At 56.6% G+C, this 15,522-nt stretch carries 15 protein-coding genes; 5 read left to right on the top strand and 10 right to left on the bottom strand.

The features are described 5' to 3' along the window. Positions 1–91 precede the first annotated feature (91 nt). Positions 92–1,636 carry a maltose ABC transporter permease MalF gene (malF, locus tag DBR02_RS12080; RefSeq protein WP_107534466.1) on the top strand — a complete coding sequence of 515 codons (1,545 nt, stop codon included), beginning with the start codon at positions 92–94 and terminating at the stop codon, positions 1,634–1,636. Between the two features lie 14 nt (positions 1,637–1,650). Then, positions 1,651–2,541, top strand: a complete 891-nt coding sequence (malG, locus tag DBR02_RS12075) for a maltose ABC transporter permease MalG (RefSeq protein ID WP_063865511.1) — start codon at positions 1,651–1,653, stop codon at positions 2,539–2,541. 96 nt (positions 2,542–2,637) lie between these two features. Here malG and psiE read toward each other — a convergent pair whose 3' ends face one another. The 6 genes from psiE to pgi all read right to left on the bottom strand — a co-directional run bounded on the left by psiE (position 2,638) and on the right by pgi (position 8,982). Beyond that, positions 2,638–3,048, bottom strand: a complete 411-nt coding sequence (psiE, locus tag DBR02_RS12070; RefSeq protein WP_063449873.1) for a phosphate-starvation-inducible protein PsiE — start codon at positions 3,046–3,048, stop codon at positions 2,638–2,640. A 144-nt stretch (positions 3,049–3,192) separates the two neighbouring features. After that, positions 3,193–5,289, bottom strand: coding sequence for a YjbH domain-containing protein (locus DBR02_RS12065; RefSeq protein ID WP_063449874.1), 2,097 nt, complete (start codon positions 5,287–5,289; stop codon positions 3,193–3,195). Next, on the bottom strand, positions 5,289–6,026 hold the full coding sequence (locus DBR02_RS12060; RefSeq protein ID WP_107534465.1) for a capsule biosynthesis GfcC family protein: 738 nt from the start codon (positions 6,024–6,026) through the stop codon (positions 5,289–5,291). The genes DBR02_RS12065 and DBR02_RS12060 overlap by 1 nt, the downstream gene beginning before the upstream one ends. Next, positions 6,023–6,661, bottom strand: coding sequence for a YjbF family lipoprotein (locus tag DBR02_RS12055; protein ID WP_107534464.1), 639 nt, complete (start codon positions 6,659–6,661; stop codon positions 6,023–6,025). Before DBR02_RS12055 ends, DBR02_RS12060 begins: the two co-directional genes overlap by 4 nt. A 63-nt stretch (positions 6,662–6,724) precedes the next feature. Next, on the bottom strand, positions 6,725–6,967 hold the full coding sequence (gene yjbE, locus DBR02_RS12050; RefSeq protein ID WP_003860341.1) for an exopolysaccharide production protein YjbE: 243 nt from the start codon (positions 6,965–6,967) through the stop codon (positions 6,725–6,727). 365 nt (positions 6,968–7,332) lie between these two features. Further along, the gene (pgi, locus tag DBR02_RS12045; RefSeq protein WP_107534463.1) at positions 7,333–8,982 is read right to left on the bottom strand and encodes a glucose-6-phosphate isomerase; all 1,650 of its coding nucleotides are present in this window, start codon (positions 8,980–8,982) and stop codon (positions 7,333–7,335) included. A 374-nt stretch (positions 8,983–9,356) separates the two neighbouring features. Here pgi and lysC point away from each other — a divergent pair, with 374 nt between their 5' ends. From lysC to DBR02_RS12030, 3 genes are all read left to right on the top strand, one after another. Beyond that, the gene (gene lysC / locus DBR02_RS12040) at positions 9,357–10,706 is read left to right on the top strand and encodes a lysine-sensitive aspartokinase 3 (protein WP_063449878.1); all 1,350 of its coding nucleotides are present in this window, start codon (positions 9,357–9,359) and stop codon (positions 10,704–10,706) included. 93 nt (positions 10,707–10,799) lie between these two features. Next, positions 10,800–11,744 carry a ketopantoate/pantoate/pantothenate transporter PanS gene (gene panS, locus DBR02_RS12035; RefSeq protein ID WP_107534462.1) on the top strand — a complete coding sequence of 315 codons (945 nt, stop codon included), beginning with the start codon at positions 10,800–10,802 and terminating at the stop codon, positions 11,742–11,744. A gap of 50 nt (positions 11,745–11,794) precedes the next feature. Beyond that, positions 11,795–12,067, top strand: a complete 273-nt coding sequence (locus DBR02_RS12030) for a DUF3811 domain-containing protein (protein WP_017382612.1) — start codon at positions 11,795–11,797, stop codon at positions 12,065–12,067. Here the strand turns inward: DBR02_RS12030 and rluF are convergent, their stop codons facing one another. The 4 genes from rluF to DBR02_RS12010 all read right to left on the bottom strand — a co-directional run bounded on the left by rluF (position 12,068) and on the right by DBR02_RS12010 (position 15,338). Further along, on the bottom strand, positions 12,068–12,946 hold the full coding sequence (gene rluF / locus DBR02_RS12025) for a 23S rRNA pseudouridine(2604) synthase RluF (RefSeq protein ID WP_107534461.1): 879 nt from the start codon (positions 12,944–12,946) through the stop codon (positions 12,068–12,070). A gap of 54 nt (positions 12,947–13,000) precedes the next feature. Then, entirely contained in the window at positions 13,001–13,318 is a 318-nt protein-coding gene (locus DBR02_RS12020) for a CcdB family protein (protein ID WP_063865530.1), read from the bottom strand. Next, complete coding sequence (locus DBR02_RS12015; RefSeq protein WP_063865532.1) at positions 13,318–13,611, bottom strand: type II toxin-antitoxin system CcdA family antitoxin; 294 nt, start codon at positions 13,609–13,611, stop codon at positions 13,318–13,320. The genes DBR02_RS12020 and DBR02_RS12015 overlap by 1 nt, the downstream gene beginning before the upstream one ends. 95 nt (positions 13,612–13,706) lie before the next feature. Then, entirely contained in the window at positions 13,707–15,338 is a 1,632-nt protein-coding gene (locus DBR02_RS12010) for a Na/Pi cotransporter family protein (protein WP_102751035.1), read from the bottom strand. Positions 15,339–15,522: the final 184 nt, after the last annotated feature.

Here is a 15,522-nt window from a genome sequence, read left to right as displayed (position 1 = left end):
TGCCCGCCCTACAACTACGGCACGATCCGTAGGTCAGGTAAGCGCAGCGCCACCTGACGAAAAGTTTCCACCGTTGTAGAGGAAGAACCCCATGGATGTCATTAAAAAGAAACGCTGGTGGCAAAGCGACGCGCTGAAGTGGTCAGCGATAGGTCTGCTGTGTCTGCTGGTGGGTTACCTTGTTGTTTTAATGTACGTGCAAGGGGAATACCTTTTTGCCATCATGACGCTGATTTTAAGCTCGGTTGGCCTGTATATTTTCGCCAACCGTAAAGCGTACGCGTGGCGCTATGTTTACCCTGGCGTGGCCGGGATGGGGCTGTTTGTCCTCTTTCCGCTGATCTGCACCATTGCCATTGCCTTTACCAACTACAGCAGCACCAACCAGCTCGCGCAAGAGCGCGCCACCCAGGTGCTTCTGGATCGTTCTTATCAGGCCGGTAAGACCTTTAACTTCGGTCTGTATCCTGAGGGAGACGAGTGGAAGTTAGCGCTCACTGACGGTGAGAGCGGCAAAAACTATCTTTCCGACGCGTTCAAATTTGGCGGCGAGCAAGAGCTGGTCTTAAAAGAGGCCGAAGCCCTGCCGGTAGGCGAACGCGCGAACCTGCGTATCATTACCCAGAATCGCCAGGCGCTGACGCAGCTCACCGCCGTGCTGCCCGATGACAGCAAAGTAACCATGAGCTCGCTGCGCCAGTTCTCCGGTACGCAGCCGCTTTACACCCTGGCGGATGACGGCACGCTGACCAACAACCAGAGCGGTGTGAAGTATCGTCCGAACAACGATATCGGTTTTTATCAGTCTGTGAATGCCGACGGCAGCTGGGGAGACGACAAGCTCAGCCCGGGCTATACCGTCACCATCGGCTGGGATAACTTTACCCGCGTGTTTACCGACGAAGGCATCCAGAAGCCGTTCTTCGCCATCTTCGTCTGGACGGTAGTCTTCTCCATCCTGACCGTGATCCTGACCGTTGCCGTGGGCATGGTGCTGGCCTGCCTCGTGCAGTGGGAATCCCTGAAAGGGAAAGCGATTTACCGCGTGCTGCTGATTCTGCCGTACGCCGTACCGTCGTTTATCTCGATTCTGATTTTCAAAGGGCTGTTTAACCAGAGCTTCGGTGAAATCAACATGATGCTGAGCGCGCTGTTCGGCATCAAACCGGCCTGGTTCAGCGACCCGACCACCGCCCGTTCGATGATTATCATCGTGAACACCTGGCTGGGTTATCCGTACATGATGATCCTGTGCATGGGGCTGCTGAAGGCGATTCCGGACGACCTGTACGAAGCCTCGGCAATGGACGGCGCGGGCCCGTTCCAGAACTTCTTCAAGATCACGCTGCCGCTGCTCATTAAGCCGCTGACGCCGCTGATGATCGCCAGCTTCGCCTTTAACTTTAACAACTTCGTGCTGATTCAGCTGCTGACCAACGGTGGCCCGGACCGTCTCGGCACCACCACGCCGGCGGGCTATACCGACCTGCTCGTGAGCTACACCTACCGTATCGCCTTTGAAGGCGGCGGCGGCCAGGACTTTGGTCTGGCAGCGGCCATTGCCACCCTGATCTTCCTGCTGGTTGGCGCCCTGGCGATTGTGAACCTGAAAGCCACACGTATGAAATTTGACTAAGGAGGGCATCGATCATGGCTATGGTACAACCCAAATCTCAGAAGCTGCGCCTCCTCGCGACGCACTTAGGCCTGCTGATGTTCATCGCAGCCATCATGTTCCCGCTGCTGATGGTTATCGCCATCTCACTGCGCTCGGGTAACTTTGCGACCGGGAGCCTGATCCCGGATGAAATCTCCTGGGAGCACTGGAAGCTCGCGCTGGGCTTCAGCGTTGAGCACGCCGATGGCCGCGTTACTCCGCCGCCGTTCCCGGTGCTGCTGTGGCTGTGGAACTCGGTGAAAGTGGCGACCATCACCGCGATTGGCATCGTCACGCTCTCCACCACCTGCGCTTACGCTTTCGCCCGCATGCGTTTCCCGGGCAAAGCGACGCTGCTGAAAGGGATGCTGATTTTCCAGATGTTCCCGGCGGTGCTGTCGCTGGTGGCGCTGTACGCCCTGTTTGACCGTCTGGGTCAGTATGTGCCGTTTATCGGTCTGAACACCCACGGCGGCGTGATCTTCGCCTATCTTGGCGGTATCGCCCTGCATGTGTGGACCATTAAAGGCTATTTCGAAACCATCGACGGTTCGCTGGAAGAAGCCGCCGCGCTGGATGGCGCCACCCCGTGGCAGGCGTTCCGTCTGGTGCTGCTGCCGCTGTCTGTGCCGATTCTGGCGGTGGTGTTTATCCTGTCGTTTATCGCGGCGATCACCGAAGTACCGGTCGCCTCACTGTTGCTGCGCGATGTGAACAGCTACACCCTGGCCGTTGGCATGCAGCAATACCTCAACCCGCAAAACTACCTGTGGGGCGACTTTGCCGCGGCGGCGGTACTCTCTGCCATCCCGATTACCGTAGTGTTCCTGTTGGCCCAGCGCTGGCTGGTCAACGGCCTGACGGCGGGCGGTGTGAAAGGTTAAGTTTCATCTGTTATGCCACTGCAACCCTCAACTTTAGACGTATTGTATTGAACCAACTTGTGACTGTTGTTAGGCGCTCTTCGGAGCGCCCTTTTTTTATTCGCGTTTCAGCCGCTTCGAGTTGCACAGCCAGAGGGTGATCACCAGCAGCAGGATCGCCGCCGAGTAGATCAGCACGTCGAGCGGGGATTTATGATCGACGATGATCAGCCGCACAATGGCGGTGATGCCAATGTAGATGAAATAGCGCAGCGGGAAGTGAAAGCCGGACTGGAAGTACTTCACAATCAGGGCAATAAACTCGAAGTAGAGGAAGTAGACCACCAGCCCTTCCACCAGCGCATATTTGCTGGTTTGCTCAGGGGCAAATAGCACATCAGCCAGATGTACCGTCTCTTTGCCGAGAAAGACGACCAGGATCAGGCCAAGGCTCAGCAGACCGAGGTTCAGCACGGTCTGGAGTATCGTTGAGATGAACTCAACGCGCGGGCGAGTCAGGGATGTCATACAGCACCTCATTCTCCAGGGCGAGGTTCCTGTATAACGCAAAAATGTGACGGGGATCTATATTTTTTGTTTATGTTTGGCGCATTCGCCCGGTGGCGCTGCGCTTACCGGGCCTACAAAAACCGTAGGCCGGGCAAACAAGCATCAGCGGAAGTTAATGTTCTTATCGCTGGTCATGTCATACAGCTGGAACTTACGTCCAAGCTGCTGACCACCGTCACGCGTCAGCGGCGTCCAGCCCACTGCCGCACGGCTGCGGGTCGGACCGGATGAGAACAGATCCAGCGGAATCGACACGTACACCCCTTTGGTGAAGTCCCCTTCCCCGTATTCGTCCGGCGAAACGTTGGTGATGGTGGCGTAGCCGCCCACCACGACGCCGCTGTCGAAGTGTTTGGAGATATCCAGCGTGCCGCCCTTATCGCCCGCCAGATACTGCCCGACACTGGCTTTCACCAGCACGTCCTGCGCGAACGACGGCGTCCAGTAGGCGGTCAGGTGACCGGTTTTGACGCTGTAGTCGGTGAACTTCATCATGTCCTGCGCGCTGCGCCAGTCACGCTGTTTCACGTAGTTGGCGTCAATCCCGAAGGCCCAGTTGCTGTCGACAGGACGATACAACACTTCCGCCCCCGCGCCGCCAAACATGGTTTCCAGATAGCCACCGTAAACCTGGCCGTAGAAACCGTTGCCGAAGTACTGGAAGTAGTTGGCCTGGAGGTTATTCACGTAGATATCGTTCTGCACGTATTCACGCACGCGGGTACGCACGCGCGGCAGTTTTGAATCGTTCGGCGGGTTGGTGTAATTAAATTTGTCGTAGTTGTTGGCAAGGTTGCCGAACAGGCTACCGGTGGTCAACAGGTGGTCGGTCACCCACAGATCGGCCGTCGCCATCGCGCCCAGCTGATACATGTAGAAGTTTTCCGGCCCGCCGACGGACTGGTTCAGCACCGGATCGATATGGAAATCGAAGCGGGGCTTATCGATATACCAGCCCTGCTCGGTACTCTCCGGCACCACCGGCTCAACGCGTTTTTGCACCAGCTCGGTTTCATGTCCCAGCGGCTCGCCTTCAAGATGACGCTTAAGGCTGGCAACGTCGGTTTCGGTTGTGACCTGCGGCATGTTGAGACGGTTCTCCGTCACGCGGATCGTGCGGATCCCCTCCGGCAGATCGTTCATAACGATCCGGTTGGCACGCTCGATCCCTTCGCGGGAATCACGGTATTTCACCTGCTCGCCGGTGACGTACAGCGTATCGCCTTTGGTCTGGATCTTCGGATCCGCCAGCCCCGCGTTATATTTCAGCAGCGTCAGCTGATTCGCCACCACGGAGTGCTGAATGATCGCATCCTGCGGCTCCGGCTGGTATTTAGGCCGCGGGTTGTCATTGTAGCGCGGACGCATATCGTTAAAGTTGGTGCGCAGCGTGAAGCCAAACATCAGGGTATTGCCGCGCTCGTAGCTGAGGTTAACGTCGGCCCAGTCGGTCACGCGGTAAATGGCGCCGACGTTAAACTTGCTCTTCTGCTCAATCTTGCCGGCAAAATCTTCGCTGTAGTTATTGCCTTCATACTCCAGCTTCAGGCGCAGCGGCTGCCAGGGCGTTTGATACTCTACGCCGCCAAACAGCGAGGCCGGGCCGTGGAACATCTGGTCGCCGTTGATGGAGCCCGCTTTTTTGTAGCTGTTATCGCGGTAGCAGTATTTGTCGCTGTAGGAGCAGAACGGATTGGTTACGTTGCCGCTGGTACCAAGATAACCCCAGCCGAGACCCAGCGAGAAATCAAACGGCCCCCAGGCTTTACTGGCAACGATGTATTCCGCATCAAACAGGCCGGTACCGCCGATATCTTTTGCACCGACGGAGACCTGCGGCATCCAGTAGCTCTCTTCCCACAGGCGCAGCTTCACGTCGAAGGCTTTGTCTTTATAGGTCTGATCGCCGGAGAAGGCGTCGACGCTGCTGTACTGTTTCGTTCGCACGTCGGTGTAGCGCAGCGTGGTCTCCAGCCAGGGGAACAGCTGCACGGACGCAGAATAGTAGCGGTACTGATCGTTATCGCGATAGTTAAGGCTGATTTCCCCCTCGCGCGCCATCCGCGCGGTCGGGGTTTGCAGTAAGCCCACGCCGCCAAAATCGGACTGCGACGGGCCAATCGGTGCCGGATACGTTTCTGCATGACAGGCGGCACTCACGCACAGTGCAAGCATGCTGTAGAGATAGGTTTTTTTCATTATTCCGGTATCCGCTGTATCAGGGAGCGAAGGATATCGGCATTAAGCCCGTCATACGCTTTCGTCCAGAAATGGTCGGCAAAACCGACAAAAATGATGCTGCCCGGCATGGGTTCGATATGGCGTTTATTCCAGTAAGCCACCGGCGCTTTCTGCGTATGCCCGTCCGGATAGACCACCCAGGCATAGCTGTTATCGGCACCGCTGAGCAGGCTTTGTTCGTCAAGATAGCTCGCGACGTCCCGGCCCGGCGTAAACGGCTTAATGCCAGGGCTGCTGATGAGCCCCATCACGGTGACGGTGGAAGGCTGAGCCGGAAGCCACAGGGTATAGCCCCCCTCCAGCGACGGATTGCCGTTTTCCGCGACGCGCACCTCATCCGGATCGAGGTTCACCTTCTGCCGGCCCGTCACCTTCAGGGCCTGAAGCTGCTGGCGCAGGCTGTTGATGGCCGCGGCATCGTCGGCGTCTTCCTGCTGTGCCAGCCCGGATAATCTGGCGAGCAGCGCCTGATGTCTTTGTTCCGCGACAATCGTCGCCTGACGCTCGCTGATAACGCCCCCGGTCCACCAGCTTTTCGCCAGTCTCGGCTGACCCACCAGATCGAGCAGATGCCCGGCATTGGTTAAGGTTTTGGGTTTTTCGCTGTCCGGGGTGTAGACCTGTACCGTTCCCGCAGACCACGCCAGCGGCGAGGCAAGGCTGGCGAGAAGCGCAACGTGGATGAGCGTTTTCATGATTTCGCCGCCTTGATCAGGGTGGTCTTCACCGGGAAGAAACCGGCACCGAGATACTGCAAGGACTGGCGGATTTGCCCCTCTTCGTCCACCCAGAAGCGGTTATGCCAGGTGGCCTGGTCGGTTGTCACCTCTTCATCTAGCACGCGAACCTGCGTTTCGTCGCTGCCCACCTTTACGCTGTCCGTACCGTCCCAGCGGAAAGTGGAGCGGGCCGTGGCATAACGCACCTGTTTGTGTTCGGTCCAGCCCATCGTGCGCGTCCAGCTTGCGCCATCGACAATCTGATTCGGCTTAATGAGCGGATCTTCAGCCAGGTTGTTCACCTCGATCAGGTTGTCGCCGCCGAGCAACGTTTTCACGATTCGGGAATGCTGCGTGACGATGGTGGCCTGATCCTGCGTCACCCATTTCTGCTGCCCGTTTTCATCGAAAGCGAGCACCACAAACAGTTGCGGACCATCGTTTAGCTGCATGTACTGGCTGGCATACGGCATGTTCTGAAGTTCGTCATCGGTCAGATGCACGCCCGGCGTGCCGAACATGCTGTCCCACAGTGAGTTGCCCAGCCCTTTAGTGGTAGCTGAGCACGCCTGCAACAGCAGGCAAATCAGGATGATTGCAGGTCGCTTCACGACTCTTCTCCGAAGGGGCGAAATAACCACACCGAAGTGTGGTTATGATTAAAACACCCGGTATTACTGGGTGCTGGTCGTCGTAGTGGTCGTGGTTCCGGTATTGGAGCCATCACCGCCACCGGTTGCCGCCAGCGCGACACCCACGGCTGAACTTACGGCGCTGGTGCTGGCTGCGGTAGAACTTCCCGCAGACGCAGACGTCGCTGCCGACCCTGCTGCTTCCCCGACCTGGACCGGAGCTGCATAGACAGACGTCGCCGCAAGTGCAGATATGGCAAAAATGCCATACAGTACTTTCTTCATAACAATTTCCCTTCAATGAATGAATGGAGATTTGCCCGAAAGAAATTCAGGCGGATTCGAGTATACACAACTAACGCTGAGGGTTTACCGTACGGGGAAATAGGGAAAGGGTTTTCGGACTAATGGATAAAAATGAAACGAAAGAAGAATAGATAAAATATATAACCACTATAAATCAGCTAGTTATAATATAAACACGCTAAAGTATTTCTGCGTATTTTCTTAAAATAAACCGCAGCAATTAACGGGTTAGACACGTTTTTCGGATTAAACTCAGACCCGAAATTTGAGTTAACTAACAGACATCAGGAATTATCCGATAAAAAAATGCCGGCATAGCGCCGGCATTTTTCATGACATATTTATTACCCACGCCATGCTTTATAGCGGTTAATCAAACCGTTGGTGGAGCTGTCGTGGCTGTCGATTGCTTTATCGTCGTCCAGCTCCGGCAGAATGCGGTTTGCCAGCTGTTTGCCCAGCTCAACGCCCCACTGGTCAAAGGTGAAGATATTGAGGATAGCGCCCTGGGTGAAGATCTTGTGCTCGTACAGCGCAATCAGCGCGCCCAGGCTGAACGGGGTGATTTCGCGCAGCAGGATGGAGTTAGTTGGACGGTTGCCTTCGAACACCTTGAACGGCACAACGTGGTCCAGCGTGGCCGGATCTTTACCCTGGTCACGATACTCCTGCTCAACTACCTCGCGGGATTTGCCGAACGCCAGCGCTTCGGTCTGGGCGAAGAAGTTAGACAGCAGCTTCTGATGGTGGTCGGACAGCGGGTTGTGCGTAATCGCCGGGGCGATGAAATCGCACGGTACCATTTTGGTACCCTGGTGGATCAGCTGGTAGAACGCATGCTGGCCGTTGGTGCCCGGCTCGCCCCAGATGATTGGGCCAGTCTGGTAATCCACCGCGTTGCCGTTACGGTCAACGTACTTACCGTTGGATTCCATGTTGCCCTGCTGGAAGTAGGCCGCAAAGCGGTGCATATACTGGTCGTACGGCAGGATCGCTTCGGTTTCAGCACCGAAGAAGTTGTTGTACCAGATACCGATCAGCGCCAGCAGCACCGGCAGGTTTTTCTCAGGCGCGGTGGTGGAGAAGTGTTTGTCCATCGCGTGCGCACCGGAGAGCAGCTCAACGAAGTTATCGAAGCCGACGGACAGAATGATGGACAGGCCGATTGCAGACCACAGAGAGTAGCGGCCGCCAACCCAGTCCCAGAACTCGAACATGTTCGCTGTATCGATGCCGAACTCGCCTACCGCTTTACCGTTGGTGGAGAGCGCCGCGAAGTGTTTCGCGACGTGCTTTTCATCACCCGCGGTTTTCAGGAACCAGTCGCGCGCGCTGTGGGCGTTGGTCATGGTTTCCTGGGTGGTGAAGGTTTTGGACGCCACCAGGAACAGGGTGGTTTCCGGGTTCACTTTTTTCAGCACTTCGGCGATGTGAGTCCCATCGACGTTAGAGACGAAGTGCATGTTGAGGTGGTTTTTGTAAGGGCGCAGCGCCTCGGTCACCATGAACGGGCCGAGGTCAGAGCCGCCGATACCGATGTTCACCACGTCGGTGATTGCTTTGCCGGTGTAGCCTTTCCAGCTGCCGGAGATGATCGCTTCAGAGAAGGTTTTCATCTTTTCCAGCACCGCGTTCACTTCCGGCATCACATCTTTGCCGTCAACGATGATTGGAGTATTGCTACGGTTACGCAGCGCCACGTGCAGTACGGCACGATCTTCGGTGCGGTTGATCTTCTCACCAGAGAACATGGATTTGATGGCATCAGCCAGCTCGGTCTCTTTCGCCAGATCTTGCAGCTTCGCCAGCGTCTCTTCGGTGATACGGTTCTTGGAGAAATCCACCAGCATCAGGTCATCGAAGGTGGCGGAGAACTTGCTGAAACGATCGGCATCTTTCGCGAACAGATCCGCGATGGTGACGTCTTTCATTTCATCAAAATGTTTCTGTAGTGCCTGCCATGCAGCGGTCTGCGTTGGGTTGATGTTTTTCATAGCAATACTCTTCTGATTTGAGAATTGTGACTACGGTCGATTGTAGCGCCTGCAAATAAAAATTGTGATGGTTTTTATGCCATTGCCCTGGTCTGCATCAAACGCAGGTGAAAAGACCCGAAAAGTATAGCTGCTGTCGCGCCCTTCCGGCGTGGCGAAATGTCGGTCAAAAGGGGGTAAAAAGGAGCATAAAATATGGGCCTGTTATAAGTCCTGTTTCTGAGGGGTACCCCCCCATGAAAAATCCGCATAATCCCAGCATTGACAGGACCTCCCCCGCATTTTATTTATAGGGCCGTATTTTGCGCCTGCACCTGTCCTCGCTTCACTCTTGTGCCAAGGTCGCTCTATTCATTCCCTGACACGAGGTTGTTATGACGAGTTTTGTGGTCGCCAAGTTTGGCGGCACCAGTGTGGCAGACTACGCTGCCATGAACCGCAGCGCCGATGTGGTGCTGGCCGATCCGAATACCCGCCTGGTGGTGCTGTCCGCCTCAGCCGGCGTGACGAACCTGCTGGTTTCGCTGTCTGAAGGACTGGAGGCGACCGAGCGTTTCGTGAAGCTGGATGCGCTACGCAAAATTCAGTTCGACATCCTTGAGCGTCTGCAAAACCCGAACGTCATTCGTGAGGAAGTGGAACGCCTGCTGGAAAATATTACCACCCTGGCAGAAGCCGCGTCGCTGGCCACCTCAACCGCGCTGACCGACGAGCTGGTCAGCCACGGCGAGCTGATGTCCACCCTGCTGTTCGTTGAGATCATGCGCGAGCGCAATATTCAGGCGCAGTGGTTTGACGTGCGCAAAGTGATGCGCACCAGCGACCGCTTTGGCCGCGCCGAGCCGGACGTGGAAGCGCTGGCCGAGCTGACCAGCCAGCAGCTTGCCCCGCGCCTTGATGAAGGCATTGTGATCACCCAGGGCTTTATCGGTAGCGAAGCCAAAGGACGCACCACTACGCTGGGCCGCGGCGGCAGCGACTACACCGCCGCCCTGCTGGGCGAAGCCCTGCACGCGACCCGCGTGGATATCTGGACGGACGTGCCGGGTATTTACACTACCGACCCGCGCGTGGTGTCTGCGGCAAAACGTATTGACGTGATCGCCTTTGAAGAAGCGGCGGAAATGGCCACCTTCGGCGCGAAAGTGCTGCATCCGGCCACGCTGCTGCCTGCCGTGCGCAGCGACATTCCGGTTTTCGTTGGTTCCAGTAAAGATCCAAAGGCGGGCGGGACGCTGGTCTGCAAGAAAACCGAGAACCCACCGCTGTTCCGCGCGCTGGCCCTGCGCCGCAAGCAGACGCTGGTTACCCTGCACAGCCATAATATGCTGCACTCCCGCGGCTTCCTGGCAGAAGTGTTTGGTATCCTGGCGCGCCATAATATCTCCGTGGATCTGATCACCACCTCGGAAGTGAGCATCGCACTGACGCTCGACACCACCGGCTCCACCTCTACCGGCGATACCCTGCTGACGCAATCGCTGCTGATTGAGCTGTCCGAACTGTGCCGCGTGGAAGTGGAAGAAGATCTGGCGCTGGTTGCCATCATCGGTAACAAGCTGTCGCGCGCCTGCGGCGTGGGCAAAGAGGTCTTCGGCGTGCTCGACCCGTTCAGCATCCGCATGATTTGCTACGGCGCCTCCAGCTATAACCTCTGCTTCCTGGTCCCTGCCGATCAGGCCGAGCAGGTCGTGCAGAAACTTCATCAGAATTTGTTTGAATAAAATTCGTTAGCACGATAAACAATACCAATAAGCCGGGCACAGACCCGGCTTTTTTATTACAAAACAACACGACAATACTGCAAGGAATTCACTATGTTATCCGCTATCACCCGGCTGTTCCCGCTATGGGCGCTGCTGCTCTCCATACTCGCGTATTACACCCCTAGCACGTTCACGGGCATTGGTCCGTGGGTCACCACGCTGCTGATGCTGATTATGCTCGGCATGGGCGTACACCTGAAAATCGACGATTTTAAACGCGTGCTGTCTCGCCCGGCGCCGGTTGCCGCGGGTATTTTCCTGCACTACCTGGTGATGCCGCTCGCGGCGTGGCTGCTGGCGATGGCCTTCAAAATGCCACCGGACCTTTCCGCCGGGATGGTGCTGGTGGGCAGCGTTGCCAGCGGTACGGCATCTAACGTGATGATCTTCCTGGCGAAAGGCGACGTGGCGCTGTCCGTCACCATCTCGTCCGTTTCCACGCTGGTGGGCGTGATTGCCACACCGCTATTAACCCGCCTGTACGTGGACGCGCATATTCAGGTGGACGTGATGGGCATGCTGCTCAGCATTTTGCAAATCGTGGTGATCCCGATTGCGCTGGGGCTGATTATCCACCATCTGTTCCCACGCGTGGTGAAAGCGGTTGAGCCGTACCTGCCCGCGTTTTCGATGGTCTGCATTCTGGCGATCATCAGCGCCGTGGTAGCCGGTTCCGCCTCGCACATTGCCTCGGTGGGCTTTGTGGTGATCGTCGCGGTGGTGCTGCACAACACCATCGGCCTGCTGGGCGGATACTGGGGCGGGAAGCTGTTTGGCTTTGACGAATCCACCTGCCGCACGCTGGCGATCGAAGTGGGAATGCAGAACTCCGGCCTGGCGGCGGCGCTCGGAAAAATTTACTTCTCGCCGCTTGCAGCCCTGCCGGGCGCGCTGTTCTCCGTCTGGCACAACCTGTCTGGTTCGCTGCTGGCGGGCTACTGGTCCGGTAAGCCGATTGATGAACAACCGAAAAAAGATGCGCTGAAACAGGGTTAATTAACCCGGCTTGCTTTACACTGGAGCCTCCCCATCAGGAGGCTTCAGCAATGGCGACACCACGATTGACCCAGAAAGACATGACGGAAGCCGAGCAGCGCGAACTGAAAACGCTTCTTGACCGCGCCCGCATCGCGCATGGCCGCACGCTGACGAATGCCGAAACCAATCAGGTTAAAAAAGAGTACATCGATAAGCTGATGGCACAACGTGATGCCGCGGCGAAAAAAGCCCGCAAGCTGAAAAAAGAGCAGGCTTATAAACCGGATGCAGAGGCAACCTTTTCCTGGTCCGCCAGCACATCAACCCGTGGAAGGCGCTAATCAGCGCCCTTTCTTTTTGCGCCCCGGCTGGGTAAAGCGTTTTCCGTTGCCCGGCTTGCCTCGCCCTTTCTCTTCCGCCTGCGGTGCCTTAACCACCGGACGTTTAATCGCCTGCGTTTTCGGTTTGGCTTTGGCTTTGGCTTTCGGCTTCGCTTCGGACGAGGAGTTTTCGATAAGCTTGAACAGCTCAATCAGCTCGTCGTCCGTCAGGTCGCGCCACTCGCCCAGCGGGATCCCGGTCAGGCTGACGTTCATGATGCGCGTGCGTTCCAGCTTCGTCACTTCATAACCAAAATACTCGCACATGCGGCGGATCTGGCGGTTTAAGCCCTGCACCAGGGTAATACGGAAGGCAAACGGCGCTTCTTTTTTGACCTTACACTTCTTCGTCACGGTGCCCAGAATCGGCACGCCTGCGCCCATCCCGCGAATGAACTCGTCCGTCACCGGCTTGTTCACCGTCACGATGTACTCTTTCTCGTGGTCGTTACCGGCACGCAGAATTTTGTTCACCAGGTCGCCGTGGTTGGTAAGGAAAATCAACCCCTGAGAGTCTTTATCCAGGCGACCAATCGGGAAGATACGGCTGCTGTGGTTAACGAAATCAACGATGTTGTCCCGCTCGCCATCTTCCGTGGTGCTGACAATCCCAACCGGTTTGTTCAACGCGATAAACACCAGGTCTTCGGCATCACGCGGTTCGATGACCTGACCATTCACTTTAACCACATCGCCAGGCACCACCTGATCGCCGATGGTGGCGCGTTTGCCGTTGAGAAACACGTTACCCTGTTCAATGTAACGGTCAGCCTCGCGACGTGAGCAGATCCCGCTCTCGCTAATGTATTTGTTTAATCGGGTTGATTGAGTTGGCAGCATAGTTTCTCCTGTGAAGGGCGAAATATACCTTACCTTGCGGCTGACAAAAAAGACCTAGTAACCGTTGATCAGAAAATCGAGTGCATCACGCAATGAAGCACTGCTGTCAGTGAGATCGGAAACGCGTTCACCTAACTCTTTTGAAGAGATGCCTGACAGCATATGCATCATGACCACGCAGGGCTTACCCGCGATTTCAACGACAGGGCACACTTTCGCAGGCGGACGAATGCCGCCCAGCTGGCTTAATTCTACGGCGGGAGCAACCAGTACATGTTTCATCACATTAGCAACAGGGTGCTGCATATTGATAAGCCATGGATAGGCATTTTTCCCATTCCCTGCATTCTCATAAGCAAAATATTGCTCCATCAGAATGACCTCTGAAAGTCGCTGAAAGAGCCGTTTTCATCAACCCACTGGTTGATGGCCTCTATAGACGCTTTATTTTCTGCTAACCACTCTGCGCGCTGGTGCGCACGAAACTGTTCCTGTAGGGCGGCAGTGAGTACAGCAGAGAGATTAAGTTTGAGACGTCGCGCTTCTTCAAGAATGTCAGGTGCTAACGAAACATTGACGGATTTTTTTATGCCGTTAGTAGTGCGCATGATAACCCCCATTGGAATGCGCATGAATTGGCGAAGTGTAGCGTAATAAACGAGCATTTTCTATTCCCTTAAAAATGTAAGGTCTGAAGAGTAAAATGCTCTTTAGAGTGTGTCACGCCTCGCAAATGGGTTTTGCGAGGCGCTTTCAGAGATTAATACTCATCCCGCTCGTCGTCTTCATCCGGTTGTTCCATCACGCTATACGCCACCGCGCAGAACAGCGAGTTAAGACGCTTCATATCCCCCAGCAGCCCCAGGTGCAGGGAGCTGGTCTCGATGCTCTGAACGTTCTGCTGGTGCAGACGCTCAACGTGGGCGTGCGAGTATCGGCGGTTAAGAATGCGGAAGCGATGCTTGTTGCGACGCAGGCGGCGCGCGCTCGGCACGTCGCTGGAGAAGAACACCGACATCGCCAGCTTCAGGTTGCTCACCAGCTTTTCGTGCAGCGCTTCCAGCTCCTTCAGCCCTTCTACGGAGAACGCCCGACGCGCAGCCAGGGATTTGTCCGCGATTTCGCTGCCCATACGCTCGACGATGTCCGAGGCCTGCTCCAGGTTAAGCGACATCTCAATGATTTCCGCCCAGCGGCGGGACTCCTCTTCCGCCAGCTCGTCCTGGGGGATGCGTGCCAGATAGAGCTTGATGGCGGTGTACAGCACGTTGATATCGTCCGCCAGCCTGCGCAGCTCCTTCTCCTCGCGCGGCTCGCCGTGCATCACCTTTTTCAGCCCTTCGAGCATGGTTTCCATCGCGTCGCCCATGCGCAGCGTTTCGCGGGCGGCGTTGGCGATGGCCAGCGCGGGCGTGTCCAGCACCGAGGTATCGAGATGCTTCGGCTTGAGGCGCGCGTCCAGCTCCGGTTCATCACGAATCAGACGTTCGCAGAAGCGGGCCATTGGAGCAGCAAACGGCACCATCGCCAGGCAGCGCACCAGGTTATAGAAGACGTGGAAGTAGATCACCAGCTCCGCTTTCGGCAGAGAGATGTTATCCATCAGGTTGGCCAGCGGATGCACAAACGGCAGAATGATCAGGCTGCCCACCAGCTTAAACAGTAAACTTCCCAGCGCCACGCGGCGGGCGGCAGCATTGGCGGCGCTGTTGTTGAGCATCGCCAGCAGGCCAGAACCGAGGTTGGCGCCGATCACCAGGCACAGCGCCACCGGGAAAGAGATGGCCCCCGCAGCGGTGAGCGTCGCCGTCAGCAGAACGGCTGCCAGGCTGGAGTAGCTGACGATGGCAAACACCGCGCCAATCAGCGCATCCAGCATAATATCGCCGGTTAACGAGGCGAAGATGACCTGCACGCCGTTGGCCTGGGTGATCGGCGTAACCGCCTGCACAATCAGCTCCAGCGCCAGCAGGATCAGCCCGAGGCCGATGCCGACGCGTCCGAGCTGCCCGGCACGACTTTGCTTACGGCTGAGGAAGAAAATGACGCCGATAAAAATCAGCAGCGGCGACAGCCAGGAGAGATCGAAGGTCAGGATACGCGCCATCAGCGCGGTCCCCACATCAGCGCCGAGAACGATCACCAGCGCCGGAGCGAGGGCGACCAGATCCTGCGCCACAAACGAAGTGACGAGCATGGTGGTAGCATTACTGCTTTGCACCAGCGCCGTGACGCCAATACCCGCGCAGAAGGCGAGCGGCTTCTTCTCAACGCTGCCGCTGAGAACGGTACGTAAACGTGCGCCAAACACGCGCATTACGCCGGTACGAACGATATGGGTGCCCCATACCAGCAGTGCGACTGCGGAGAGCAGGTGTAACAACGTCAACACGGTTGGTTTTCCTCCTTATCGTTATCTGTTTTCCTGAGGTTTGTTGCGCGTTGTCTTGCCGGATGGCGGCTACGCCTTATCCGGCCTACGCGTAGGCCCGGTCAGCGCAGCGCCACCGGGCAATGTGGTAAGAACCTTCTTCCAGTATAAGGGTTTAAACGTAAGAAAGAGACAGGGCACCCTG

Origin of the sequence: Enterobacter cloacae complex sp., from assembly GCF_900322725.1 — a bacterium.
GTDB lineage: Bacteria > Pseudomonadota > Gammaproteobacteria > Enterobacterales > Enterobacteriaceae > Enterobacter > Enterobacter quasihormaechei.
This window is presented reverse-complemented; position numbering and strand designations above follow the sequence as displayed.

What these genes read in the sequence shown, in the direction of transcription:
- malF (WP_107534466.1), top strand. Translation starts at nt 92, where the DNA reads ATGGATGTCATTAAAAAGAAACGCTGGTGGCAAAGCGACGCGCTGAAG.
- malG (WP_063865511.1), top strand. Translation starts at nt 1,651, where the DNA reads ATGGCTATGGTACAACCCAAATCTCAGAAGCTGCGCCTCCTCGCGACG.
- psiE (WP_063449873.1), bottom strand. Translation starts at nt 3,048, where the DNA reads ATGACATCCCTGACTCGCCCGCGCGTTGAGTTCATCTCAACGATACTC.
- DBR02_RS12065 (WP_063449874.1), bottom strand. Translation starts at nt 5,289, where the DNA reads ATGAAAAAAACCTATCTCTACAGCATGCTTGCACTGTGCGTGAGTGCC.
- DBR02_RS12060 (WP_107534465.1), bottom strand. Translation starts at nt 6,026, where the DNA reads ATGAAAACGCTCATCCACGTTGCGCTTCTCGCCAGCCTTGCCTCGCCG.
- yjbE (WP_003860341.1), bottom strand. Translation starts at nt 6,967, where the DNA reads ATGAAGAAAGTACTGTATGGCATTTTTGCCATATCTGCACTTGCGGCG.
- pgi (WP_107534463.1), bottom strand. Translation starts at nt 8,982, where the DNA reads ATGAAAAACATCAACCCAACGCAGACCGCTGCATGGCAGGCACTACAG.
- lysC (WP_063449878.1), top strand. Translation starts at nt 9,357, where the DNA reads ATGACGAGTTTTGTGGTCGCCAAGTTTGGCGGCACCAGTGTGGCAGAC.
- panS (WP_107534462.1), top strand. Translation starts at nt 10,800, where the DNA reads ATGTTATCCGCTATCACCCGGCTGTTCCCGCTATGGGCGCTGCTGCTC.
- DBR02_RS12030 (WP_017382612.1), top strand. Translation starts at nt 11,795, where the DNA reads ATGGCGACACCACGATTGACCCAGAAAGACATGACGGAAGCCGAGCAG.
- rluF (WP_107534461.1), bottom strand. Translation starts at nt 12,946, where the DNA reads ATGCTGCCAACTCAATCAACCCGATTAAACAAATACATTAGCGAGAGC.
- DBR02_RS12020 (WP_063865530.1), bottom strand. Translation starts at nt 13,318, where the DNA reads ATGGAGCAATATTTTGCTTATGAGAATGCAGGGAATGGGAAAAATGCC.
- DBR02_RS12015 (WP_063865532.1), bottom strand. Translation starts at nt 13,611, where the DNA reads ATGCTCGTTTATTACGCTACACTTCGCCAATTCATGCGCATTCCAATG.